The 25,310-nt window shown below is 41.6% G+C and carries 26 protein-coding genes, 1 other RNA gene and 2 pseudogenes (1 of these 29 running past the window's edge); 16 read left to right on the plus strand and 13 right to left on the minus strand.

Going from position 1 to position 25,310, the window contains the following annotated elements:
- The 6 genes from N8A86_RS16800 to trhA all read left to right on the plus strand — a co-directional run.
- On the plus strand, window positions 1-580 hold the 3' end of the coding sequence (locus N8A86_RS16800) for an amidohydrolase family protein (protein WP_273566430.1). It extends 758 nt beyond the left edge of the window; 580 of the gene's 1,338 nt are visible here — the last part of the coding sequence; the start codon falls outside the window, past its left edge; the stop codon is at window positions 578-580.
- Between the two features lie 55 nt (window positions 581-635).
- Complete coding sequence (locus N8A86_RS16805; RefSeq protein ID WP_273566431.1) at window positions 636-1,976, plus strand: amidohydrolase family protein; 1,341 nt, start codon at window positions 636-638, stop codon at window positions 1,974-1,976.
- Window positions 1,977-2,075: 99 nt separating this feature from the next.
- On the plus strand, window positions 2,076-3,965 hold the full coding sequence (locus N8A86_RS16810) for a 3-keto-disaccharide hydrolase (RefSeq protein ID WP_273566432.1): 1,890 nt from the start codon (window positions 2,076-2,078) through the stop codon (window positions 3,963-3,965).
- Between the two features lie 12 nt (window positions 3,966-3,977).
- Window positions 3,978-5,144 (plus strand): PQQ-dependent sugar dehydrogenase family protein, encoded by a 1,167-nt coding sequence (locus N8A86_RS16815; RefSeq protein ID WP_273566433.1) that lies wholly within the window; start codon window positions 3,978-3,980, stop codon window positions 5,142-5,144.
- The gene (locus tag N8A86_RS16820) at window positions 5,141-5,944 is read left to right on the plus strand and encodes a plastocyanin/azurin family copper-binding protein (protein WP_273566434.1); all 804 of its coding nucleotides are present in this window, start codon (window positions 5,141-5,143) and stop codon (window positions 5,942-5,944) included. The genes N8A86_RS16815 and N8A86_RS16820 overlap by 4 nt, the downstream gene beginning before the upstream one ends.
- A 22-nt stretch (window positions 5,945-5,966) precedes the next feature.
- The gene (trhA, locus tag N8A86_RS16825; protein WP_273566435.1) at window positions 5,967-6,599 is read left to right on the plus strand and encodes a PAQR family membrane homeostasis protein TrhA; all 633 of its coding nucleotides are present in this window, start codon (window positions 5,967-5,969) and stop codon (window positions 6,597-6,599) included.
- A gap of 63 nt (window positions 6,600-6,662) precedes the next feature.
- Here the strand turns inward: trhA and N8A86_RS16830 are convergent, their stop codons facing one another.
- Window positions 6,663-7,043 (minus strand): DUF4268 domain-containing protein, encoded by a 381-nt coding sequence (locus N8A86_RS16830; protein ID WP_337251642.1) that lies wholly within the window; start codon window positions 7,041-7,043, stop codon window positions 6,663-6,665.
- A complete protein-coding gene (locus N8A86_RS16835; protein WP_273566436.1) occupies window positions 7,044-7,715 on the minus strand; it encodes a ZIP family metal transporter in 672 nt (223 codons plus the stop codon).
- An 86-nt stretch (window positions 7,716-7,801) separates the two neighbouring features.
- On the opposite strand from N8A86_RS16835, the pseudogene N8A86_RS16840 reads away from it, so the two are divergent.
- Window positions 7,802-8,984: pseudogene (locus N8A86_RS16840) on the plus strand (THUMP domain-containing class I SAM-dependent RNA methyltransferase).
- Window positions 8,985-9,022: 38 nt separating this feature from the next.
- On the opposite strand, the gene N8A86_RS16845 reads toward N8A86_RS16840, so the two are convergent.
- From N8A86_RS16845 to rlmD, 3 genes are read right to left on the minus strand one after another with little or no spacing between them, the layout of a single operon-like run.
- Window positions 9,023-9,790: a DUF6048 family protein gene (locus N8A86_RS16845; protein WP_273566437.1), complete on the minus strand. Its 768-nt coding sequence runs from the start codon at window positions 9,788-9,790 to the stop codon at window positions 9,023-9,025.
- Complete coding sequence (locus N8A86_RS16850) at window positions 9,771-10,265, minus strand: DUF6452 family protein (protein ID WP_273566438.1); 495 nt, start codon at window positions 10,263-10,265, stop codon at window positions 9,771-9,773. Before N8A86_RS16850 ends, N8A86_RS16845 begins: the two co-directional genes overlap by 20 nt.
- Window positions 10,266-10,269: 4 nt before the next feature.
- On the minus strand, window positions 10,270-11,679 hold the full coding sequence (gene rlmD / locus N8A86_RS16855) for a 23S rRNA (uracil(1939)-C(5))-methyltransferase RlmD (RefSeq protein WP_273566439.1): 1,410 nt from the start codon (window positions 11,677-11,679) through the stop codon (window positions 10,270-10,272).
- A 121-nt stretch (window positions 11,680-11,800) separates the two neighbouring features.
- Here rlmD and N8A86_RS16860 point away from each other — a divergent pair, with 121 nt between their 5' ends.
- From N8A86_RS16860 to rocD, 3 genes are all read left to right on the plus strand, one after another.
- Window positions 11,801-12,313: an RNA polymerase sigma factor gene (locus tag N8A86_RS16860; RefSeq protein ID WP_273566440.1), complete on the plus strand. Its 513-nt coding sequence runs from the start codon at window positions 11,801-11,803 to the stop codon at window positions 12,311-12,313.
- A gap of 100 nt (window positions 12,314-12,413) precedes the next feature.
- Complete coding sequence (locus tag N8A86_RS16865) at window positions 12,414-12,800, plus strand: DUF6768 family protein (RefSeq protein WP_273566441.1); 387 nt, start codon at window positions 12,414-12,416, stop codon at window positions 12,798-12,800.
- Between the two features lie 167 nt (window positions 12,801-12,967).
- Complete coding sequence (gene rocD, locus N8A86_RS16870) at window positions 12,968-14,248, plus strand: ornithine--oxo-acid transaminase (RefSeq protein WP_273566442.1); 1,281 nt, start codon at window positions 12,968-12,970, stop codon at window positions 14,246-14,248.
- 59 nt (window positions 14,249-14,307) lie between these two features.
- On the opposite strand, the gene N8A86_RS16875 is transcribed toward rocD, so the two are convergent.
- Genes N8A86_RS16875 through N8A86_RS16885 form a run of 3 tightly spaced genes read right to left on the minus strand, consistent with a single transcriptional unit; the run spans window position 14,308 to window position 15,291 of the window.
- Window positions 14,308-14,616, minus strand: coding sequence for a CCC motif membrane protein (locus N8A86_RS16875; protein ID WP_273566443.1), 309 nt, complete (start codon window positions 14,614-14,616; stop codon window positions 14,308-14,310).
- A 1-nt stretch (window position 14,617) separates the two neighbouring features.
- A complete protein-coding gene (locus N8A86_RS16880; protein ID WP_273566444.1) occupies window positions 14,618-14,947 on the minus strand; it encodes a CCC motif membrane protein in 330 nt (109 codons plus the stop codon).
- Window positions 14,948-14,961: 14 nt separating this feature from the next.
- The gene (locus N8A86_RS16885) at window positions 14,962-15,291 is read right to left on the minus strand and encodes a DUF2752 domain-containing protein (protein ID WP_337251643.1); all 330 of its coding nucleotides are present in this window, start codon (window positions 15,289-15,291) and stop codon (window positions 14,962-14,964) included.
- A gap of 16 nt (window positions 15,292-15,307) precedes the next feature.
- Between N8A86_RS16885 and N8A86_RS16890 the strand changes: the two genes are divergently transcribed.
- Window positions 15,308-15,874 carry a Smr/MutS family protein gene (locus N8A86_RS16890; protein WP_273566445.1) on the plus strand — a complete coding sequence of 189 codons (567 nt, stop codon included), beginning with the start codon at window positions 15,308-15,310 and terminating at the stop codon, window positions 15,872-15,874.
- Window positions 15,875-15,893: 19 nt separating this feature from the next.
- On the opposite strand, the gene N8A86_RS16895 is transcribed toward N8A86_RS16890, so the two are convergent.
- Entirely contained in the window at window positions 15,894-16,397 is a 504-nt protein-coding gene (locus N8A86_RS16895) for a hypothetical protein (RefSeq protein WP_273566446.1), read from the minus strand.
- A 197-nt stretch (window positions 16,398-16,594) separates the two neighbouring features.
- Between N8A86_RS16895 and N8A86_RS16900 the strand changes: the two genes are divergently transcribed.
- Window positions 16,595-17,743 (plus strand): cysteine desulfurase family protein, encoded by a 1,149-nt coding sequence (locus N8A86_RS16900; protein WP_273566447.1) that lies wholly within the window; start codon window positions 16,595-16,597, stop codon window positions 17,741-17,743.
- Here N8A86_RS16900 and N8A86_RS21710 read toward each other — a convergent pair.
- The 4 genes from N8A86_RS21710 to N8A86_RS16915 are packed head-to-tail and all read right to left on the minus strand — an operon-like array spanning window position 17,740 to window position 22,617.
- On the minus strand, window positions 17,740-18,105 hold the full coding sequence (locus tag N8A86_RS21710; RefSeq protein ID WP_337251644.1) for a DUF4136 domain-containing protein: 366 nt from the start codon (window positions 18,103-18,105) through the stop codon (window positions 17,740-17,742). The genes N8A86_RS16900 and N8A86_RS21710 overlap by 4 nt on opposite strands.
- A 32-nt stretch (window positions 18,106-18,137) precedes the next feature.
- The gene (locus N8A86_RS21715; protein WP_337251645.1) at window positions 18,138-18,407 is read right to left on the minus strand and encodes a hypothetical protein; all 270 of its coding nucleotides are present in this window, start codon (window positions 18,405-18,407) and stop codon (window positions 18,138-18,140) included.
- A gap of 48 nt (window positions 18,408-18,455) precedes the next feature.
- Window positions 18,456-20,924, minus strand: a complete 2,469-nt coding sequence (locus N8A86_RS16910) for a TonB-dependent receptor (RefSeq protein WP_273566448.1) — start codon at window positions 20,922-20,924, stop codon at window positions 18,456-18,458.
- A gap of 1 nt (window position 20,925) precedes the next feature.
- Entirely contained in the window at window positions 20,926-22,617 is a 1,692-nt protein-coding gene (locus N8A86_RS16915) for a M23 family metallopeptidase (protein WP_273566449.1), read from the minus strand.
- A 192-nt stretch (window positions 22,618-22,809) separates the two neighbouring features.
- On the opposite strand from N8A86_RS16915, the gene N8A86_RS16920 reads away from it, so the two are divergent.
- The 4 genes and pseudogenes from N8A86_RS16920 (at window position 22,810) to rny (ending at window position 25,302) form a co-directional block, all read left to right on the plus strand.
- Window positions 22,810-23,100, plus strand: a complete 291-nt coding sequence (locus N8A86_RS16920) for a hypothetical protein (RefSeq protein ID WP_273566450.1) — start codon at window positions 22,810-22,812, stop codon at window positions 23,098-23,100.
- Between the two features lie 14 nt (window positions 23,101-23,114).
- Window positions 23,115-23,411 (plus strand): cell division protein ZapA, encoded by a 297-nt coding sequence (locus tag N8A86_RS16925; RefSeq protein WP_273566451.1) that lies wholly within the window; start codon window positions 23,115-23,117, stop codon window positions 23,409-23,411.
- Window positions 23,412-23,463: 52 nt separating this feature from the next.
- A non-coding RNA gene (ssrS, locus tag N8A86_RS16930) (6S RNA) lies at window positions 23,464-23,573 on the plus strand.
- 161 nt (window positions 23,574-23,734) lie between these two features.
- Window positions 23,735-25,302, plus strand: a pseudogene (rny, locus tag N8A86_RS16935) (ribonuclease Y).
- The last annotated feature ends 8 nt before the right edge of the window (window positions 25,303-25,310 follow it).

Raw genomic sequence — 25,310 nt, forward strand, 5'->3', positions numbered from 1 at the left:
TGCTCCTAGATATCCTGATGATATCATGTCGCTGATCAAAGAACGAACTGCGGATATGAGCCAAGGACCTTTATTTTGGTGCCCAACCGTTGAAGGACTTTACAATTACGAGTACATGCGTGACAATCCTGAAAAGTTGGATAATGATTCTTGGCATCGGGGATTGCCCGATTCTGTGATTGTAGATATAAAAAACAGTATCAAGCATCCCGACAGACTTCCTTATTTTCAGTTAACACCATCTCGAAAACCAACTTTAGAAACTAAAATAAAACAACTTTTAGATGCTGGAGTGGTTTTGATGATCGGTACCGATAGCGGTATCCCAATGAAATTCCACAGTCAATCCACTTGGAACGAATTAGATGTTTGGGTCAACGAATTCGGAATCGATCCTATGTATGCTATTCGAGGAGCCACCTATTGGCCGGCATTATGGATGGGCGTAGCCGACGAAGTAGGTACAGTAACTCCCGGCAAGTATGCTGATATCATTGCAGTTGAAGGTGATGTTCTAAGATACATAAGTCTTCTGCAAGATGTTGATATGGTTATCAAACATGGTAAAAGATATAAATAACATAAACGTGCTTATCAATCTCGATCTCATTAACTCTAAATAAAAATATCCTATTATGGCCAGACATATTTTAGTCTCCGTCTTAACTCTTTTATCCATGTTAATAATCAATGCTCAAGAGACTAGCGTTAAGGCATTGGTCGGAGGGACTTTAATCGATGGCTTTGGCTCGGACCCGATTAAAAATAGTATGGTCATAATTGAAGGGGAAAAAATTGTCGCCGTTGGAAATACCGATAACACCTCCATTCCTGATAACGCTGAAATAATTTCGACTGAAGGAATGACTGTCTTACCTGGATTGTGGGATATGCACGTTCACACCAAACTTACTGGACATTCAGATTATAGCTATTGGGACAAAGTATACCAACCGCTGTGGAAGGATGTAATTATGCCAGCGTCGGTTCATCAGCTTTTAATGGCCGGTGTTACTAGTGCTCGTGATTTAGGTGCGCCCCTTGAAGCGAGTATCGCCGTTCGGGATGCAGTGAATAATGGCGAAATTCCAGGAGCGACACTTTACGTCTCAGGGCCTTTTATTCAACACGAATCCTATCCCGGTACCGAGATGTCTAGATGGGGTGTTGATAGTCCTGAAGACGGAAGGAAAAAAGTCAAGAAACTGGCAACTGCCGGGGTCGATGTCATTAAACTTATAGATCACGATCAAATGACCATGGATGAATTGCGAGCCGTTGTTGATGAAGCGCATAAAAACAATTTAAAAGTAGTTGCGCACAGTCACCGTCCTGAAGAAATCCGCAGGGGCCTAGAAGTTGGGGTCGATTGCTTTGAACATACCGGACTCTCATCAGCTCCTGAGTATCCTGCAGATGTCATGGAAATGATAAAAGAACGCACAGCCGATATGAGCCAAGGTCCGCTTTTTTGGTGCCCAACGGTCGAAGTACTTTACAATTTCGAATACAATCGAGATAATATGGAGTTTGCCGATGATGATTCATGGCATTTGGGATTGCCGGATACTGTGATTACCGATATTCGAAATAGTATCAAAAACCCTGATCGATTGCCTTATTTTCAATTGATGCCCTCTAGAAGACCGACCCTTCAAACCAAAATCAACCAATTATTGGATGCTGGGGTTGTATTGATGATCGGGACGGATAGTGGCATTCCCATGAAATTCCATAGTCAATCAACTTGGCATGAATTGGATGTATGGGTCAATGAGTTTGGCATAGACCCGATGTATGCGATTCGAGCGGCTACATATTGGCCGGCACTTTGGATGGGTGTTGCAGACGAAGTGGGAACCATCACACCTGGAAAATATGCAGATATTATAGCGGTCGATGGTGATGTATTGCGCTATATTGAGCTCTTACAAGATGTCGATATTGTCATAAAACACGGGAAACGATATAAATAATAATAAGGTAAAAGTTCATAGGTGGTATGAATCTGCTTATCTGATTCTGATTACCGTAAACTACTAGTTATTTTTCCATCCGGTATAATTACTTGAAGAATGAAAAAACGAATTATCTATTGCACTTTTTCTGTGCTTATATTCTTTGCATCCTGTTCTGAAAAGAAAGCAGAAGCACCAGATTTAATTGAGAATAAAATTGAGACGGCCTTACCTTTTGTTGCAGTTGAATTGTCCGATATGACAGACTTTAAGACCGTTACTGATAATTGGTTTGTGGCAGAAAGTGTTTACGCCAATAGGTCTAAAGAAAAAATGCTCAGTTCAACCGAGGGTTCAGGCGTATTGGTCAATAGCCCGAACGACTTGGCAAAAGAGAATCTGTTTACGACATTCGAACATGGAGATATCGAGTTGGAGTTGGACGTCATGATACCAAAAGGGTCTAATTCAGGTATTTATTTTCAAAGTCGATACGAGGTTCAGCTATTTGATAGCTGGGGAGTAAAAGAACAGCAGCACGGCGATATGGGCGGCATATATCAACGTTGGGATGATTCCAAAGAAGCAGGTACCGAGGGTTATGAGGGTCATGCGCCGAAAATGAATGCGGCAAAAGCTCCAGGACTTTGGCAACATTTGAAGGTCATATTTCACGCTCCAAGATTTGATACTACAGGAACTAAAACTCAAAACGCCTGGTTTGAAGAAGTTTGGCTAAACGGGGTTTTAGTGCATGAGAATGTCGAAGTGACGGGTCCAACTAGGGCTGCTGCCTTCGGAGATGAGAAATCTTTAGCGCCACTAATGATTCAAGGAGATCATGGTCCGGTAGCCTTTAAAAACATTCAATATAAACTGTATTCCGATAAGGTCTTGGCTTTCAAAAACCTCGTATTAAAAGAATATGAGAATAATGACAAACTGTTCCCGAATTTGGATAGTTTGAAGATGCTAAGCGAAACATCCGTTGAAGCTATCGACTTAACGATTTTGGCCAATAACAATTCGCAAAAAATCTTTAAATACTCTGGTACAATGGATATTCCTGATTCTGGGGATTACCTTTTTGATATTAAAGTAAACGGTGGAGCGGCTTTGTTGATCGATACCGATACCTTAATCAGTATGAACGGCGATTATAATTTAGATTCCCTAGGGCTTGGAAAAATATCCTTGGAAAAAGGTGATGTGCCCTTTGCATTGATTTATAACAAACATACCCCGTGGCGCAGGAATTTCGATATCTATGCCGAAGGTCCCGGAATTCAAAAATATTCACTTCAAAAAGCAGTTGAGAAGGAGAAGAGCCAAGAAATGACACATGATTTTACCATAAAAGTCGAAGATGAACCGATTACACAGCGGAGTTTTTGGATGCATGAGGGTAAAAAAAGAACCCATTGTATTTCGGTTGGAATGCCTCAAGGTATACACTATAACTATGACCTGGAAGCAGGTTCTTTATTGCAAGTTTGGGGTGGAGATTTTATGGATGCCTCAAAAATGTGGCTTTCCAGGGGCGAAAAACAACTTGGAGAACCTATAGGATTTATTGTTTCGCTGCATGGCGACCCAGAGTTCGCTTCGTTGGAAAATGAAGATGCTAGTTGGCCTGATAATTCGCTTGAAACCCCTCAATTCAAACAGCAAGGGTATGAATTCGATTCCCAAGGTTTTCCAACAATCTTGTACCAGATCAACGGAAGTGCTGTGACCACTAGAATAGTTTCGTCCGATTCAGAGCGGGCCTTGAAGCGTATGATTACAGTCGAGGGTGCTAACTCTCTTTGGTACAAGATTGCCGATGGCGAGCATATTGAGAAGCTGCCCGATGGTATTTTCATAGTTCATAATGAAAGCTACTATATCGATTTTGATGCAAATTCAACTTTAAAACCGATGATTCGCGGCGCAAATGGCAAAGACGAGTTGCTGGTACAGGTTCCGGCGGGCAAACAAAATATCAACTATACTATTATCTGGTAAATTCTAAAGACGATGCAGAACTTTTATAAAATCATAACGGTGCTATTTATTTTTGGAATGTGCCAATTGGCACTAGGCCAGTCTCCGTCTGAAATGGCAAAAAAGGAATCTTTGTATTATAAAATTGTCGACGTTCCCATACCCGATGATGTGAAGTTGGAGGTTGGTGGTCTGGCATTGACCGATGAAGACAAATTGGGCGTTTCGACTAGAAGGGGCGAAGTGTGGCTTATTGATAAGCCGTATAGTAAAAACCCCATCTACAACAGATATGCGCATGGCTTGCACGAATCTTTGGGCTTGGCATTCAAAGATGGGGATTTCTACCTTTCCCAAAGGGGAGAGTTGACGCGACTTCAAGATAAGAACAGAGATGGCAAGGCCGATGTTTACAAAACTATTTATTCCTGGCCCTTATCGGGTAATTATCACGACTATTCGTACGGCCCTAAGTTTAAGGATGATGGAAATATGCTCGTGACCCTGAATTTAAGTTGGATCGGGCATGGTGCAAGTTTATCAAAATGGAGAGGATGGTTGCTCGAAATCACACCTGAGGGCGAAATGACACCAATTGCTACGGGATTACGTTCACCATCCGGTTTTGAACTCAATGCCGAAGGTGATGTTTTTTATACTGAAAATCAAGGAGATTGGGTCGGTTCGGGCAGGATGACCCATTTAGAAAAGGGCGATTTTGCAGGAAATCCCGAGGGTCTGGTTTGGTCAGGAGAACCGAATTCCCCATTGCAGTTAAAAATGGTGGATATTGAGAAAGAATCCGGTTTAAGCTTATACGAGTATTCAAAGAAAGTACCTGAATTGAAGGCACCTGCGATTTGGTTTCCACATACGATTTTAGGAATATCTACATCCGATATTCTTTACGATACCACAGGCGGTAAATTCGGGCCTTTTGAAGGGCAGCTATTTGTCGGCGATCAGGGACATAGTAAAGTGATGCGCATTTTTATGGAGAAGGTAAACGGCGTATACCAAGGTGCCAGTTTCAATTTTGTTGAAGGTTTTTCTTCGGGGATCATTCGGATGTTATGGGGCAGTGACCAGAGTATGTTCGTGGGCATGACCAGTAGGGGATGGTCTTCAACAGGAAAAAAAGAATACGGTTTGCAGCGATTGGTCTGGTCGGGCAAAACTCCTTTGAAATCAAAACGATGAAAGCGGCAGCCGACGGTTTTGAACTGGAATTTACAAAGCCTGTGAATAAAACTATTGCGGAAAACACGGATACTTATGCGATGACAAGTTTCAACTATAAATATCATTTCAATTATGGCAGCCCAATCGTCGACCAATTAAAGGGCGTTGTTCAAAAAGCCGTTGTCGCCGCTGATGGAATGTCCGTTCGTTTGACTATCGACGGTATGCGACTAGGTTTTATCCACCAATTAAAGGCGGAAAACCTAAAGTCAAAAACTGAGGAGAAATTATTACATGATACCGGTTACTATACGTTGAACGAAGTCCCCGGCGGTGTATTGAAATCAAATCCGACCGAAAGTATGGCAAATGCCAAAAAAGGTATCGTACAACCGAAACGCATCAATGAAATGCCCCTTAACTGGTTGAACGGGGTAGATAAAAAACTGGTCGTTGGTACCAAACCAGGATTGAAGTATGACGTTACCGAATTGGTGGTAGATGCGAATAGTAAAATTGAATTGACCTTCAACAACAACGACGATATGCTACACAATCTGGTCATTACCCAAAGGGGCGTGGCATCTGTAGATAAGGTTGGCGATATGGGAGCGGCACTAGGCCTAGATGGAGCGGACCAGAACTATGTGCCCGATAGCGATTTGGTATTATATCATACAGGGATAGTAGAACCTGGCACTGCCGAAAAAATCTACTTTCAAACCCCAAGCGAGCCTGGGGAATACTGGATCGTTTGTACCTTTCCAGGACATGCCAAGATCATGCGGGCGAAATTAATCGTGAAGGAAAGCTCCTGATCGTATTATCTTTGTTCGCTGAATGAGCCAAGCATCGAAGTATCATAGCGAAGAACGATTAAATGCCCTTTCACATGGTTTGGGTGCGCTTTTAGCGGTAGTGGGTATGATGCTGTTGCTCTCCAAAAACAATCATAAATCGGAATTCGCTACATTCGGTGTCGTTGTTTATGGCCTTGCTCTGATAACAATGTTGCTAGTTTCTGCGGGGTATCATGCGACGTCGAAGGCCATCTTGAAGAAACGGTTTCGCATTCTAGACCATATCAATATTTATTTTTTGATTGCCGGCACCTATACGCCGGTCGCCCTTATTACTTTGATAGATGGAAACGGATGGACCATTTTTTTTGTTGTATGGATCATTGCCGCCCTGGGCACGGTTTTTAAATTGTTCTATACCGGTAAGTACGAATTTATTTCACTGTTACTTTATGTAGCTATGGGATGGTTGATCGTATTGGATTTTGGGAACCTCATGGAACATACCTCTTATTTGGGAATTCAACTTTTGTTTTTAGGAGGAGCATTTTACACCCTAGGAATCTTTTTCTATGCTTGGGAGCGAATTCCGTACAATCATTTCATTTGGCATATTTTCGTCTTAGGAGGAGCGATGAGCCATTGGTTTTTTATTTATTTAGATGTGGTTTGAGGGGCTATTATCGAATTTAAGAATCCAAAATATCCCTGAAAACCAAATAAAAGTCTTCCATTTTCAACATAGTCTCATTGAGAAAATGCATGGTGGCTTGCCAGTGTTTTTATTATGGATGGATACACCGTTCACTTCCACATAAATTCTAGAGATTTCTTTCCCGTTATCCAAAAGAAAAGAGTCCTCGAAAATTGTATCCGGCAAGTATTCTTCCTTTAAAATGGATTTTAAGGAAACCAATTTCTCCCAAAGTTCGATTCTCCTTCCCAAATCAGCATGTTCTAAATCTAATGAAACCATTGCTTTTTTGAGGTCGAAATGAAACTTGAGAGTAAGTCCCTTGATCTTGGTGTCGTATAATATCCATTTTCTCGGATATGATTTTCCGAAGGAAATCCAAAAATCTTGACGAAGTTTTTTCGATTCTTCTTTGCTGAACATTTACAATAAATAAGCAATCGCAATCCCCAGAACTATAACCGCCAGCTTTCGTAGATTGAATTTGTGTCCTTCCGAACTCTCAAAAAGTATGACCGTAGAAATATGAAGAAATACCCCGATGACCAAAGCCGTTATGGCCCCATAATATTGCGCGGCAAATTCAAAATTGGCCGCAAGATAACTTCCTGCAGGCGTCATTACCGAAAACAACAAAATAAAGAATAGGGCATTTGTCAACTTTATTTTCGAATTCAATAAAAAGATACCCAATATGATGGCAATGGGGATTTTATGAACCAAAATACCATATAGAATGGCATCATTTTTTTCGATGGGAAAACCCTCTAAAAGCGAATGAAGCGATAGACTGATGAACAATACCCATGGGAATTCGCTTTTTTCAGTATTCAAATGAATATGGCCATGCTCAGCACCTTTGGAGAAAAATTCTAAAAAAATTTGCAACAAAATACCTAGCATCACAAAAACGCCGATGGTTTTCGAATCCGAGTTTTCATAAGCTTCAGGAAAAAGTTCGAATAGCGTAAGTGCCAAAAGAAAAGCCCCGCTAAAGGCCAACAACAATTTAAAATTTTCTTTGTTCTTCGGTCTTGCCACGTACACGAATACGAAACTTAGAAGAACTGCCAAAATGGGCAAGAGATAAATCATTGGTTTTTACGGGTTTTTCGGCCGGATTTGAAAATAATATGAATGGGCTAAAATACTGTATTTTTGTCATCCATTGAATTAAGCGTATGAACAATAATTTCAAGATGGTCGCCAAGACCCTATTCGGTTTTGAAGAAATCTTGGCCAAAGAGCTTCGTAATCTGGGTGCAGGAAATGTCGAAGAAGGCGTGCGAAGTGTATCTTTCGAAGGAGACACGGGTTTTATGTATAAGGCAAACCTGTGTTTGCGAACTGCCATTAAAGTTATCAAGCCCATACATTCGTTTTCGGTGCGAAACGAGAATGAACTTTACAAAAAGATATACGCTTTTGATTGGTCCGAATACCTTTCAGTGGATACTACCTTTGCCATTGATACCACAGTTAATTCGGAACATTTCACCCATTCACTCTATGTTTCGCAAAAGGCAAAAGATGCCATTGTAGATAAGTTTCGCGATACTGATGGCAAGCGACCTAATGTTGATGTCAAACACCCTGATATTCGCTTGAACATTCATATTCAAAAGGAGTATTGCAATATTTCTCTGGATAGTTCCGGTAGGTCATTACATCAAAGAGGGTATCGTACCGCGACGAATATTGCACCGATCAACGAAGTGTTGGCCGCGGGACTCCTGCTATTAAGCGGATGGGACGGCCAATGCGATTTTTGGACCCCATGTGCGGTAGTGGAACGATGTTGACCGAAGCCGCCATGATCGCCTGTAATATTCCCGTAAACATCAATAGAAAAGAATTTGCTTTTGAGAAATGGGAAGATTTCGATCAAACACTTTTTGAGAAAATAGTCGATGCCAGTTTGAACAAAACAAGGGAATTCCATTATAAAATTATCGGTTATGATAAGGCGCCATCCGCCGTTCGAAAAGCTATTGACAATATTGAGAATGCTAACCTTTCCGATTATATAACCGTCGAGCGCAAGAATTTTTTGATACCCAAAAGTTTACCGAAAACCAATTGCACATGGTTTTTAATCCGCCTTATGGAGAACGTTTGGACCGCTCAGACTTGGATTCAGATTTCAATGTTGAAGAATTCTATGCTTCCATAGGGGATACCTTGAAACAAAATTACCCGGGAACGGATGCCTGGTTTATCACATCGAACCTTGAAGCATTGAAATATGTGGGTCTACGCCCTTCCCGAAAAATCAAGGTCTTCAATAGCCACTTGGAATCGCGCTTGGTGAAATATGTGATGTACGAAGGCAGTAAAAAGGCCAAGTATCAGAATAAAGAGTAACTCAATACGAGTTTATTGATATAGACTACGACTTTTACTTATTCTTCTATGGTATCATCAGTTTCTTCAACTTTTTCTTCCAGCTTTTTGGCCTTCTTATATAACGGAATAAAATAGGTCAGCGAATAATTATAGCCGACACCGAATCTGCTTCCCTCTGTAACTTTGTTAAATCCGGGAATGAACAGATCATGAAAATCGGGATCTTTGGTGGGATCACTGAACAAAAAACCGAGTCTGACACTTCCTCCCAAAAAAATATTGGCGAACAATTCTACCTTGGTACCAAAGACAAACTCAAGCCAAGAGGCGGTTCTTCCGCCGAACTCTTGGGCCACATCGGAACCAGGCGTAAACTCAGTAGGACTCCAATAGCGATTTGAATTGAATATCTGATAATTGTTCAAAGTTTGGCTGTACGTGCTAAAGGCATAGCGCCCACCGATGAAAATCGAATTCTGTTCGCCGTACCAATTGGCATAGGTATTATAATCCACTCCTAGTTTAATATAGCTGCCCGATGCGGTAAAATTGTACAGGTCTTCTTGTTTCGTCTTTTTCTCGTTACCCAGTTCACCCGCCAAGAAAAGCTTTTGAGTGAGCCGATAATCTCCGACGAATTCCAATCCCGTATAATTATCCTGGGCGAAGGAGACAATGGGGCGACTTAGATCCACGCCCACCCTTAGGCCATACTTCTGTTTGTAGACCACAGTATCTATTGGTTTAGTCGTTATAGGTTTGCTTTGACTACGAACCGTAACCAATACCAATAAAAAGAATAGGCTAATGCAATATTTTGACATTGGTACTTACGGTATTATTTACAAAAAGTGTATCGATACGTATTTCTTGAATCCACAAATCATTTTCTTGGCCTACGCTTCCTGCTAAATCCGTATAACTTACGGTAAAACCACAGGCACGGGAAACAAAATCCTCCTTTGTTCCGTATGAAAAAGTAACCGTATCGGATTGGATTGAATCGTTGGCGGTCAAACGCTGTGAAAAGATAAACGTGGTACTATTGGTATCGGTGCGTAACGGAAGGCTTACGGAACTGGCACTTGTATTCTGAATGGTGGCCAAAACCGAATCAGGTGCGATAAATCCGTTTACGGTTAATGACGGCACATCCTTCAGTAGGGTAGTGTCGTTCACATCAAAAAATTCAACTACCATTCGCGGAGTGTCACCATCGATACAGATATCGTCTTTTTCGCAAGCTGAAAATGAGAGGATGGCTAGGAGAATAAAAAATACGATTTTAAGTATTTTCATATGTTTATAACTTCTCCAAAAGTACAACATTTTCAACGTGATGGGTCTGCGGAAACATGTCCACAGGTTGTACTTTAACAATAGAATAACGTTCTTTCATCATTTCAAGGTCGCGCGCTTGGGTTGCACTATTACAGCTAACATAGACCAGGCGTTCAGGCGCAATATTCAAAATTTGTTGTACAACGTCCTTATGCATGCCATCTCGTGGCGGGTCGGTAATAATGACATCCGGGATACCATGTGCATTGATAAAATCTGTATTGAAAACGGTTTTCATATCGCCGGCAAAAAACTCGGTATTTTCAAGTCCGTTGTGTTTTGCGTTTTCTTGGGCCGCTTTGATGGCATCGGGCACGGATTCGATACCGATAACTTTTTTGGCATTTTTTGCTACGAATTGTGCGATGGTTCCGGTGCCGGTGTAGAGGTCGTAGACAAGTTCGTTTCCGGTAAGCCCGGCAAAATCACGTGTTACTTTGTACAGCTCATACGCTTGTTCGGAATTGGTCTGATAAAATGACTTTGCATTGATTTTAAACTGTAATCCCTCCATTTTCTCGAAAATGTGGTCGCGACCCGAATGGCAAATGATTTCTTGATCATAAATAGTATCGTTCTGTTTTTGGTTGATGACGTATAATAAGGAGGTAATCTCAGGGAAGGTTACCGAAAGGTGGTCCAAAAGCAAATTCCGTTTTTCAAGATCATCCTCGAAGAACTGTATCAAAACCATGAGCTCTCCCGTTGAGGCGGTTCGAATCATCAATGTACGCAAAAACCCATGTTGGTTTCTTGGGTTGAAAAACGCAAGTCCGTTCGTGATGGCAAAATCTTTCACTTCTAAACGAATGAAGTTCGAGGGGTCTTCCTGTAAATGACATTTTTTAATATCGAGGATTTTATCCCACATTCCCGGAATATGAAACCCCAAAGCATTTTTATCCTCGATTTCGATATCGGAACGAATTTCATCCAAAGTCAACCATCGACTGTCCGAAAAGGAAAACTCCATCTTGTTCCGATAGAAATATTGTTTTTTCGAACCAAGGATAGGCGAAAATTCGGGGAGCTCCAGATGCCCGATTCGCCGTAAATTGTTCTCGACTTCCTTTTGCTTGTAAAACAACTGGTGCTCGTAGCCCATATCTTGCCATTTGCATCCCCCGCAAACTCCGAAATGCTGGCATTCCGGTTCGACACGTTTCTCTGATCTTTTGTGAAAATTAGTGGCAACTCCTTCGAAATAAGACTTTCTTTTCTTTGTAGTTTGCACATCGACCACATCTCCAGGAACGGTATTGGTTAAAAATATAACCCTGCCGTCAGGGGCCTTACCTATTGTCTTTCCCTTGGCTCCCGCATCGACCACTTCGACATTTTCAAAAATCTGTCGGGTATTTTTTTTCCGCATGGGGCAAAAGTAAGAATCGCGTAGCACTTATTACAGCTATCTTTAATACCGATAGAATAAAAAATTCCGAAAAAAATGAACCTTTTGAACTTTCCCCTGTCCTTATATTAGAAACATGGCGATGACCACCCAAAAGGTATTCGATGCGTTCTTGGTACTACAGCACCAATCGGGAGATAAAAAGGCCCTATCACTATTGGTTGAAAGGCACCATCTCAAATTATGTAGGCATGTCTGTTGGTTTCTACATGATATGGACGCTTCGAAGGATGTTGTTCAAGATTGTTGGGGTACCATCATCAAAAAACTTGACGGACTTAATGACCCCAATGCTTTCGGGAGTTGGGCCATGAGCATAGTGACTCGAAAATCTTTGAATGAACTTAATAAAAGGACAAGGGAGCGAGAAAAATTGAAAGCGATAGTTACGGTTGAGATAGATGAAGATGCAGTTAACGAGAAGAATGCTGATATAGAAAAGATGAAGCATGCAATCAATGGTTTGACCAAAGACCAACAAATTGTGTTGCGATTGTTTTACACACAAGAATATTCCTTAAAAGAAATAGGTTACATATTGAATATTTCTGTAGGAACCGTAAAATCAAGGCTGTTCCACGCTAGGAAAAGTTGAAGACGGTATTGAGGGATAGAAATTATATTTAAGTTAAACAGATTCCCGCCCCTGCCTGCCGGCGGGCAGGTTCGCGGGAATGACACTAAATGATACAATTATGAAAACAGAAAAGGAAAAAATAGATGAATTGATCAAGGAAACCTTGAACAAAGAAGAGGTCAAATTTTATGACGAGCTAGAAGAGCAGAATCTTTTGGGAAAGTTGGGCGAAGTGTATCGCGGTAAAATGGGCTGGTTTGCAATTATTATGAATATTGCACATTTGGTCGTACTCGGACTTTTCATAATTTGTACAATCCGGTTTTTGAATACGGAAGAGACCAATATGTTAATCAAATGGGCCTCTGCAGGGTTTCTCTGCATGATAGCCATGGGAATGCTAAAACTTTATGTGTGGATGCAAATGGACAAAAATGATACACTACGTGAACTAAAGCGTTTAGAGCTTCAAGTGGTGGCATTGTCCCATAAATTGGAGAATTGATTGAATCTTAGAATGTAGACAAGACTGATTAAAAAAATTAGTAATTTAGCGGCTCTACAAGGATGATTTCTCTCCCACGCTGAATTTTCGTCCCGATAGCTATCGGGATTCGAAAGGATAAAGGTACAGAAGGAATTACTGAAGTTTATTTTAAAGTAATTTTTATCATGTCAGTTTTAGAAAGAATCACGTCTGAAGATGCCATTGCATTGGAGGAAAAACACGGAGCGCACAATTACCATCCACTTCCTGTAGTTTTAAGTCGGGGAGAAGGGGTTTTCGTCTGGGACGTTGAAGGGAAAAAGTATTATGACTTTTTATCGGCCTACTCGGCGGTAAATCAGGGGCATTGCCACCCCAAGATTATTGGTGCAATGGTGGAACAGGCCCAGACCCTGACCTTGACCTCTCGGGCATTTTACAATGATATGCTGGGCAGGTATGAGAAATACGCTACCGAAACATTTCATTTTGATAAGTTATTGCCCATGAACACGGGCGCGGAAGCTGTTGAAACTGCTTTGAAAATATGCCGAAAATGGGCCTATGAGAAAAAGGGAATTGATGAAAACAAGGCCGAAATCATAGTATGCGAAAATAATTTTCATGGACGCACCACCACAATAATCTCATTTTCGAACGACCCTGTCGCTAGGAAAAACTTTGGTCCGTATACCGATGGTTTTATAAAAATCGAGTACGACAACCTGAACGCTTTACGAGAAGTATTGGAAAGCAATAAGAATGTCGCCGGATTTTTGGTAGAACCCATTCAGGGCGAAGCGGGTGTTTATGTTCCCTCCGAAGGTTATTTAAAAGAAGCAAAAGCATTGTGTGAAGAACATAACGTGCTTTTTATCGCCGATGAGGTGCAGACAGGTATCGCTCGCACAGGTCGTTTATTGGCAACATGTGGAAATTGTTCATGTACTGACAAGCACTGTAGCGGGACACCTGAAGTGAAACCTGATATCTTGATTTTGGGCAAAGCACTTTCCGGTGGAGCGTTTCCGGTTTCGGCCGTTCTGGCGAACAATAATATCATGGAAGTAATCCAGCCCGGAAATCATGGTAGCACTTTTGGGGGTAATCCGATTGCCGCAGCCGTTGGTATGGCTGCTTTGAAAGTGGTTAAAAATGAAGAACTTGCGCAAAATGCCGATGAACTTGGGGAAATTTTCAGGAAGGAACTGGAGAAGTTCATCCCAACTTGCAACACCGTCAACGGCGTTCGTGGTAAAGGACTTTTAAACGCCATTTTGATCAACGATACCGAAGATAGTTCTACGGCCTGGGATATCTGTATGGCCCTAAAAGAAAACGGACTCTTGGCAAAACCAACGCACGGCAATATTATTCGGTTCGCCCCTCCTTTGGTTATGACCGAAGAACAGTTGAGGGACTGTATATCGATCATAACGAAAACGCTACGGCAGTTTGAGAAATAAAAAATCCCCGTACCGATAGCTAACGGTACGGGGATTTTTGCTTGACATCGATTTTATGCCTAATCGAAGTTTTCAAAGTCACCTGAAGTGATCAAGGCGATGATGACCCCGAAATAGATGATACCGAGAATAACTTGGATTACGGCTATTGCAATTCCGATATAGGAAAGCACCCGACCGGTCTTGACATTTTCATAACCCGAAAATTCTCCGGGCTGCTGCAGATATAAATTTTCTGCACTTTTGGCATTGCTCAAACCGATAATACTGAAGATGGCACCAAAAGGGCCGCAACAGAAAAGACTCAATACGACGGACAAAATGCCCATGGTCAATGCCGAACTGGCTCCTGGAAGTTGTTGGTTCATATTATTGGTTTTGCCATTGTTCGCTCATCTCCATGACTTGCTCTATATAAGCGTCCCAGCCACCCACAGATTGTATTTGGTAGATAACCATCATCAAATAAATTACGCCAATCGCCAATGCTACCCATGCTATTATTTTTGCCGTTTTTAGCTGACTAAAGTTGGAATAGACTTCCGGGTTGGCCGCATATTTTTTTTCATCTTTCTTAAGAAGGAATAATGAAATCCCTGCCAAAATAATTGTTGGGATTCCAAAGACGCAACAGCACAGAAACCCAAGAATCGAAAGGACAATGGCAATGGTAATATTCGGTAATTTTTGTTGTTCCATAATAATAGGTTTAGTTAGATAAATTTCAAGATATAGTTGATCAATATAGTGCCTACGGTCAATATCATTAAAGTTATTATGGCCTGATTGGCATATTTGAACGAAAAGAATTTATTTGCGGCCAGAACACCGAACAATAAAATTATCGGATAAATGGCGGGGTACATTTTAAACGCTTCTACAAATTCACCCTGAATCAAGAATGCCGCAGAGCGCTGCAATCCGCAACCGGGGCAATCGAAACCAAAAATACTTTTGGTAAAACAGGGCAACATATAATCTTCAATGCCCAGTAAAAATAATGTCAATATGAATTTCATTTCAACTACGGTTCGGTTGTCCAAAATACCATTATTTTTGATGAATCAAAACATATTCATGGCAGTTTTTGAGATAGGCGATTTGGTAGAAGGTATTGATGATACCGTCAGAGGTATTGTAAGAGAGGTCGACAATGAAAAAATCACCGTAGAGAGCGATGAGGGGTTTCTATTGGAGTTTGCCCCGCAAGAGTTGATAATGGTTCCGGAATCTAGTGAAATTAGGGTTAGTCGTCGACAAGTTACCGAAGCGAAAAATGAAAAAGAGCTTCCGAAAAAAAGAAAGCAGCCTATCAGTAAGCCAAAAGAACGCAATGCACCTAAATTGGAAGTAGACCTTCATATCGGACAGCTGGTGCAATCCTCAAAAGGCATGACCAATCATGAAATGCTCAATGTACAACTGGAGACCGCAAAGCGACAACTTGAATTCGCCATCAGAAAACGCATTCAAAAAGTAGTATTCATACACGGGGTGGGGGAAGGTGTGCTTCGCGAAGAGCTTTATTATCTTTTTCGCAGATATGAAAACATTACCTACTATGATGCAGATTACCAAAAATATGGTTTAGGGGCTACCGAAATCTATATCTACCAAAACCCATAATTAAGAATTACGGTTTTGATCACTCCTCGACTTTGGTAGTAATTGTACCAAAGTTTTCGATGCGCAGATCGGTGATTCGATTGTTGTCCGAAGTCTCCAAAGATATTCCGCTAAGCTCGATTTTATGCGAATAGGTAACAGTATCAATGGCCGTTGTCGTTATTAGCACTTCGCCGCCATTCGCTTCGATTTCATCGATTACCGTCGGTTCCGTTGGCGGAATCGCATCACAGAAATAACTTGTTGAAACCTTGTCCGAAAAAAATCGGTAAGTCAATTTAGACTGGGTGGGCACAAGGCTTACAACTGAAGTTGTATCATTCTTGATAGCTGATGCGGGCAATGTCAAAATCAGCGCCTCATCATCATTGATCTTGAATACGACATTGGTTTGATTCGCCTTGAGGTCACCGCAATTTTCCACTGTGGTGATGCTATCAAAATCCAACGTTTCTATTTGTAGGTCACCATCGTTGCAGGCGGCCAAGACGAATAGAAAACAACAAAGCACATAGTTTCTCATCTCTAAAAATTACATGGGTCATTGGGCCTTACCTGTAATTGGGTCGACCCAAATCGACCATCTTTCAACAAATGCCCATGATGGGCCTTCATAGGTCAAAAGTAAGCGATCTTAAGCACAAGTTTATCGGCTTTTAGGGAGAAATTAACGTAAAATCCGCTATTTTTGAGCCGTCACAAAAGGAATTCAAAACGCATATGGACAAGGTTTATTTAGACAATGCCGCCACTACACAGGTGCGCGAAAGTGTCATCGTCAAAATGCAGGATGCACTTGCCAATTTTTACGGAAATCCGTCGTCTACACATAGTTATGGACGCTCCGCCAAGACAGCTATAGAAAGTGCCCGAAAGACCATTGCCAAGCATATGAATGCCCATCCATCCGAGATTATATTTACTTCGGGTGGGACCGAGGCCGATAATATGATTCTCAGATGCGCCGTCCGTGATTTGGGCGTTACCACTATAATTATAACAAAAATCGAGCATCATGCGGTGCTACATACTGCGGAAAATCTTGAGAAAGAGTCGGGCGTCGCATTGCATTACGTCGATTTGGATGACTTTGGAAATCCCAAATTAGATCATCTCGAAGTATTGCTAAAACAAGACGATACCAAGAAATTGGTCAGCTTGATGCATGTCAATAACGAAATAGGAAACAAAATCGATATCGATGCCTTTTGTAATCTCTGTAAAGAACACGATGCCCTATTTCATTCCGATACGGTACAATCCATCGGGCATTACGAATGGGATGTTCAAAAAACCCCGGCCGATTTTCTGACCGCCGCAGCGCATAAATTTCATGGACCGAAAGGAATCGGTTTTGCCTTTATCAAACGAAATTCAGGTATGGGCTGTATGATATCGGGAGGGGCGCAAGAGCGAGGACATCGAGCGGGCACCGAAGCTTTCCACAATATTGTGGGACTTGAAGAGGCATTTATAGCTGCCTACGATCATTTGGACGAAGAGCGAGATTATGTTTCCGGTCTGAAAAAGTATTTTGTTGAGAACCTTACGGCACAAATCCCTGAAGTCAAGTTCAACGGGCATTCAGGAGATATGGAAAAAAGCACCTATACATTGACCAACGTATGTCTTCCGGTAAGCAAAGAGAAAGCGCTGATGCTTCTTTTTCATCTTGATATGAAGGGAATAGCTTGTTCTAAAGGCAGTGCGTGTCAATCTGGGAGCGATGCAGGATCACATGTGCTTTCCCAAATTCTTTCTGAAGAAGACCTGCAAAAACCTTCGCTACGGTTTTCGTTTTCAAAATATAACACAAAAGAAGAACTCGACTACACCATTGCAATGCTCAAGGAATTTGTAGAAAGTTAGCCATTTCCTTTTTTCTTTCGATCGCGCTTTTTTTCCCTATCGTACGGAAACTTCCTCGTGGCCAATTTCATCATTCTATCAATGAGGTCTTCGGTATTCCGCCCTGATTTCTTATTAATTTTCTTTTCGTATTTCCATAATAACTTTCCAGTCGTCGCATCGCTTATCTTGATACCGATTCGGCCGTAATTGGCATCTCCGGAAAAATAATCGATAAAACTGAAATCCGTGGAAATCCCTTTTGACAGCAGTATATTCAGATCTAAATTTCCGCTGATAATACCATCGACGCCAAGAATTTCACTCAATTGCTTAATGGTAAAGACATCGATATTTTCATAGGTAATGTCATTTTGGGCCAAAATGGCATTGGTATTCTTGACATTTTGAAAATCTACAGAGAACTTTTTTTCTTTTTCCGTTTTGAAAAGTATATTTCCAAAGCATTTTGAACGGCCCTTCCTTCTTTCTCTTCCAAAGTTTTTAGTTCTTCTTTCGAAATCTCGTCCTTTAAATCCAGATTGGTCAAGAACGGTAGAATGGCCAATACCTCATGCTCCGCACTGAACTCATCGAACTTAGCGCTCTCATAGATATTTTTTTGGGCGCTCAAAGTGGCCCCTAACAGTATAGTAAAAACTATGGCTAAAAATAATTGCTTCATATTACGTATCATCCAGCATGTACAAAAAGGCTTGATTTCGCCCCAATCTCAAAATCGCATTTTCAACCGAAGGTTCAATACCCGCGAGGTCATAAAATTAGGAATGGCGAACTGTTGTTTACTGTCCACATCCCTGACCCAAGTATTGGTTATTGAGTTTTGATTGTTGAACAGATTGAAAACCTCGGCGCCAACGCTTAATTCCTTAAAGCTGCTCAACCAATGTTTTTCGGGAAATTTCGTCTCTCCACCTACAAAAATATGGGAAATTCCCAAATCGGCACGTTTATAGTCCCTTAATCTATTTTGAAAATCGTAAGGATCGGCATAACTAGGGGATCCTCCAGGTACACCGGTGCTAAACAGTAAGTTAAGGTACATCTTTAAATTGGGCATATCGGGCACATAATCTTGAAATAGAATACCAAGTTTTACACGCTGATCTGTCGGTCTTGAAATATAGCCCCTATCGTTGATGTCCTCTTCAGTTTTTAAATAACCGATACTGACCCAAGACTCGGTACCGGGCACAAAAGCACCGTTAAGTCTAAGTTCGGTTCCATACGTATAGGCCTTTGCATTATTATTGGCCGCATATCGAATGCGTACGTCTTCAAGAGTATAGGGGTTCACGTTATCCAACTTTTTGTAGTAGGCTTCGCTGATAAGGGTAAAAGGCCTTTCCCATAAAAGAAAACTGAATTCGTTTCCTAATACAAGATGAACAGATTTTTGGGCCAATACGTCTGGTTGAATTGTTCCGGTACTGTCTCGTAATTCCCGGTAGAAGGGAGGTTGATGATATACGCCTCCGGAAAGGCGAAAAAGCATATCGCTCTTCCAGTCCGGTTTTATGGCGAGTTGCGCCCTGGGACTGAACACAGCTTGAGAGACCTTGGCGACCTCGGTACCGCTAGTGGTCCAAAGTTGGGAACGTAGCCCTACATTATAATAAAAAATCAAACTGCTCAGATCGACTCGCTCACTATATTGGACAAAACCGGAAAACCGATTGGTTTTAATCGAATTTCTTGAAGATACTCCTGTAAAAGGCACAATAGGCGCATTGAAAGGATCTTCGGGTTGATTATTTATGAATTCTGGCAGGGGAGGTCGAATGGAATAACCCGCAGAATCAATAAATTCTGATTCCCGAAGTTCGTCCCGAATATCTTCGTGGGTATATTTGAGGCCCCATTCCAAGGCATTTTCATTCTTGGTATAAATACCCCTGTGAGATAGATTGAATATCAAGGCATCGAAATTGTTTCTGGCCCTTTTAAATTGCGAACCAAGACCCCGTGAATTGGTAACTTCACCGAGGGTCTCACTGCCGAGGTTGGTATCGACATCACCAAGTTCATATCTTGAAATCACGTCGGATCGTTCTTCTTCAACAGTATGATAGAGCGAGGAAATTATTTTAAGGCTCAAGTCGTCATTCACAAAATAGGTTCCCTTTAAGGCTCCCAATGCGGTGTCGAAGCGGTTCTTTTCGTTTCCCTCATAATTGACGATCAAAGCCCTTGGTTCTATTAAAGTTCCAAAATTGGTCTTTCTGTCAATAGGTTCATTTCGATAATCGTTTACGGATAAGGTTCCTAAAAAATTCAAATGAAATTTTTTAGAAAATCTAAATGTGAGGTAGCTCTGTAAATCCAAGAAAGTGGGGTTGAAATTACTTTGCGTCTGTTGGCTATTGACCAGTAGCGCATTGTTTCGATATCGCAATCCTGAGATACTACTGAAATTTTTGCTTTTTGAAACGGTTTCGACCGAGGTGCTCGCGCCCAAAAAACTAAGATCCATCTGTACACCGAAATTCGTCGGATTTTTATAGGTGATATCCAGAACAGACGAAAGTTTGTCCCCATATTTTGCTTGAAACCCACCGACGGAAAACTTTACGTTCTGCACTAGATCACTGTTTGCGAAGCTTAAGCCTTCTTGCTGCGCGGACCGAACCAAGAACGGACGGTACACTTCAATTTCATTCACATAGACCAAGTTTTCATCATAGTTGCCGCCACGAACCGAATATTGTGTACTCAATTCATTGTTGGAAGCTACCCCGGGAAGTAGTTTGAGAATATTTTCAACTCCGGCATTCGCCCCGGGAATTTTGCGTATGATATTAGGGGGTACTACAAGAATTCCCTCGACACTTTTTTCCCCAGTTGGTGTAACCGTTACCCCATCGATTTGAATAGCGTCGGTTTTCATCACCGGGTTGAATTCATAGGTCTCGTTGGTAGTGAGCAAAAGATTTTCAAGAATGACATCTTTATGGCCAAGATGTGAAAAAGTTATAGTCGTTTCTTGGTCAGGGACGATTTCAAGTACATAAAAGCCATTAGTATCGGTAGAGGCCCCCTTGGCCCCTGAGGTAATATTCACATTGCGTAGCGGGGCGTTTTCCTCGTTCAGCACCACCCCCGTTATCGTAGCCGTTTGCGCACTTATTATGTTGAAGGCGCAAAGGTTGATAATTAGGAAAATGATTTTAAAACATTTCAAACTATTTTCTATAAAAAGAAGTGATATGCGTGGTAGAATTGCCCACATTGTCGGTAACAACGACCTTCAGTTCACATTGTTTCTCATTCAAGATCTTGTCATCGAAGTTATAGGTCAATGTATTGGTCTTTGGTTCGTATTCCATCAAAATCCATTCACCGTTCAAAGTCGCTGAATACGTGTCTATGCCGCTCAGGTCATCGGTAATTCTAAGACTAAGATATTTATAATTGTTCAACCACTGCTTTTCCTTGAAGTTTTTAGGCCTTATTCTTGGGGCTACGGTGTCTTTGGCCAAGGTATAGGTGCCTAAATTTCGAGTTCGGGCGGTAAAGGTCTTGCCTCTTTTAAAAGTGGAGGTATAATCTGGATTCAGTTTTTTATCCAATCGGGCTATAAAAAGTTGTTTTAGTTCTTGCTCCGAGTATTTTGAAACGTCAAACGTAATAGTAAAATTTCGGTGGGCGGGCACTCTACTATTGTGTATGGTTACTGTATCTTTTCCTTCTTCGAGGTCGATGTAAAAATTATCGTAAAATGTATTGGACGGAAAATATACCTTTGCCCCACCGAGGTCATAATTATTAGGTTTTTTGGCAATGACATAGGTGTCGGTTTTTTCCTCTTGATCGGTGATTTTTAGTTCTTGTCGTTTCCCTTCTATCGGAATGACTACTTTGGTCTCGTTTCCTTCTAAATCTTTAAGTATTATTTCAACATTGTACGATAGCCCTTCCCTCACGATAATCTTCCCGTCGTTTTCATGGGTATTGTAAATACTGAGCTTATTGCCCGGTGCCTTGAAGAGCTGTTGCACCTTGTTGCGATATCTACCATAGTGGGCATAGTCGATCAAGGTGTTGATATACCGCGTCTCAGAGAATGAGAACGTCTCGAAGTCATAATCCGTGTATACCTTGCCATTAACCAATTGTTGCACGGAATACACTCCATTCTTATTGGCTGCAAGATCTTGACGGTCGTACCCGATAAAGCCAAAGCCTATGGTACCGATTGCATTTACCTTATCGGCTCGATAGGTACCGTCTTTTTGCCTTGAGAAATTCAGTTCCATTTTGCCGTTCGATTGATTGACCTGTGCATCTTCGGAAAGTGGATAAACATACAATTCATCAAGAATAGGATTTGTCGCATCGCGCACCTCAAGGCCATATAGTAACGGATTAGTTGGTTTTTCCGAAACGCTACTTCGAATTTCAAAATGTAGGTGCGGTCCCGAAGAGCCTCCGGTATTGCCACTATAAGCGATTACTTTGCCCTTTTCGACCTTGACTTCGCCATAGTCGGGAAATACTTCTATTTCGTAGGACTGCTTTTTATATTGGATCTTTTTTATGTATTCCTCGATTTCTGGGGAAAATTTTTGAAGATGGCCGTAGACGGATGTGTAGCCGTTCGGGTGGGCCACATAGAGCACTTTTCCATAACCCCAGAGTGATACTTTTATTCGGGTAACACTGCCATCGCCAATAGCATACACTGGAAGCCCCTGTCGTTGTTGGGTCTTGATATCGATACCTGAATGAAAATGGTTCGAACGAAGTTCGCCAAAGGTTCCGGCAAGCACCAACGGTATATCCAGCGGTGATTGAAAGACATCCTTCGGATATTTTTCCTGAGCGAAAATCGCGCTGGAAAATATAAATAGCGTTGTTAAAATTGTTATTCTCATATCCCTTTTAAATCGGTACGAAAGTAATTAATCACTTATGATCGGTGCAAACTCCATACCTTAAAATTGATCATTACATGTAATTCAACGAATTTCTTGGTATTAAAGTATTGCTTCAAGAATAATTGGAAAAAGTATTGCTAAGTCGTCTCATGTATGTTAACTTTGTGTAACGTGCATTGAATTTTTTGTATGAGCGAGTTGGTCAAAATTGTTGATTCCCTTGAAAATAAGATAAGTAAGTTGCTGCATAAGATGGAAGTACTGAACCAGACTAATGCGAAATTGGAAAACGAACTACTTTCTTTGAAACGAGATCAAAACAGCACCCAGACCTCCATTTCAGAATGGGAGGAGAAATATAATTCGCTAAAACTTGCAAATTCGATGCTTGGCAGTAATACCAATAAAACAGAAGCTAAGCTTAAAATAAATACATTGATCAGAGAGCTGGACCATTGCATTGCCCAGCTTGCAGAATAACGCGCAACTATAGTATGTCGGAAAAGCTCAAAATAAAGCTTTCAATCGCCGATAGGGTATATCCCTTGACCATAGACCCCGCTCAAGAAGAGGGGCTGCGAAAAGCTGCTAAGAACATAGAGCAATTGGCGAAAAAGTTCGAACAGAGCTACGCTGTGCGAGACAAACAAGATGTTCTTGCCATGTGTGCCCTTCAGTTTGCCTCTAAAATAGAGCAAAAAGGCATTGATCAATCGGAAGGCACCCTGGAAGCTACAGAGCGGTTAAAGGCTTTGGATGCGCTGGTGAATTCTAAGCTTGCAATAAAATAAGTTCTTTTAAATAGCATAAGTTACTGCCCACATTGGTAATACCTTTTGACGAACTCAACATTAATTTGTTTAAAAAGGGTGAGTTTAGGTTGTAAAAGCATGCCTTACTAGTATAAGGATCCTTGATCAGTCTTGTAGCCCTAAACCTGTTTTATGGAGTTTGTACAAAACTTCTCCAATGTGGGTTTTTTTGTTTGTATGGGATTTATATCTTATGCGAAAACTTCCTGTTATTGATAGCTGCCGATGATGGTCGAGCATATCTCGTCCGCTAAATGAACTATTCGGAAACCGTTCCGAACTAACCCGTTTAATTTGAAATTATGGATAGTACAACGATGATAATAGCCGCAGTGGTGGGTCTTGCCATAGGCTTTGCGATCGCGAAGTTCCTTGAAAAAGGCAAAGCCTCGAAAACGCTGGCCAATGCCAAGAAAGAGTCCGAGAATATTTTAAAAAATGCAAAAATTGAAGGAGAGAGCATCAAAAAGGATAAAATATTCCAGGCCAAAGAGAAATTTTTAGAACTGAAGGCCGAGCATGAGAAAGTGATTATCTCTAAAGACAAGAAAATCAATGAGGCTGAAAAGCGTACACGTGATAAAGAATCGCAAACAAGCAATGAACTTGCCAAGAGTAAAAAACTCAACGATCAGCTTGAAAGTAGAATGAAAGACGTTGAACATCGTGCAGAGTTTTACGAGAAAAAACAGGCTGAACTCGAAAAATTACATAAAAGCCAGATCCAACAATTAGAGGTTATCTCTGGGCTCTCTGCCGATGAAGCAAAGAGCCAACTCTTAGAGTCCTTGAAAGAGACGGCCAAGAGCGATGCTATGGCCTATATTCAAACCACGGTCGAAGAGGCAAAGCTTACGGCGCAACAAGAGGCCCGTAAAATCGTAATCAATACCATTCAACGTATCGGTACCGAAGAGGCAGTAGAGAATTGTGTATCTGTATTCAATCTGGAATCAGATGATGTAAAGGAAGGATTATCGGTCGCGAAGGACGAAATATCAGGGCTTTGGAGGCCGCAACGGGGGTTGAAATCGTGGTAGACGACACACCGGAGGCCATCATACTTTCTTGTTTTGATTCGGTACGTCGTGAAGTGGCGAGGCTTTCATTGCACAAGTTGGTCACTGATGGAAGGATTCATCCCGCCCGAATCGAAGAAATCGTAAAGAAGACCGAAAAACAAATCGAGAACGAAATCGTTGAAATCGGTAAGCGTACCGTTATCGATCTGGGTATCCATGGGCTACATCCTGAACTGGTAAAGGCCGTAGGTCGTATGAAATACCGTTCTTCCTATGGTCAGAACCTTTTACAGCACTCTAGGGAGGTTGCCAAACTCTGTGGTGTCATGGCCGCCGAGTTAGGCCTCAATACCAAATTGGCAAAACGTGCCGGACTGTTGCATGATATCGGAAAGGTACCCAATACCGAAGCGGAAGTAGAAACCCCACATGCTATTTTGGGCATGCAATGGGCCGAAAAATACGGTGAAAAACCAGACGTGTGCAATGCTATCGGGGCCCACCATGATGAGATTGAAATGAAGACTTTGATTTCGCCTATCGTGCAGGTCTGTGATGCCATTAGCGGTGCGCGGCCCGGGGCAAGAAGACAAGTGTTGGATTCGTACATTCAGCGATTAAAAGATTTGGAAGACGTCGCCTTTGGCTTTACCGGAGTGCAGAAAGCCTATGCCATTCAAGCGGGTAGGGAACTTCGCGTCATCGTGGAGAGTGAAAAAGTGAGCGACGATAAAGCCGCTGAGCTATCGTTTGAGATTTCGCAGAAGATACAAACCGATATGACCTATCCTGGTCAGGTGAAAGTTACCGTTATTCGGGAGACCCGGGCGGTCAATGTAGCTAAGTAGCATTAAAA

The organism is Maribacter halichondriae, from assembly GCF_027474825.1.
Taxonomy (GTDB): Bacteria; Bacteroidota; Bacteroidia; order Flavobacteriales; family Flavobacteriaceae; genus Meishania; species Meishania halichondriae.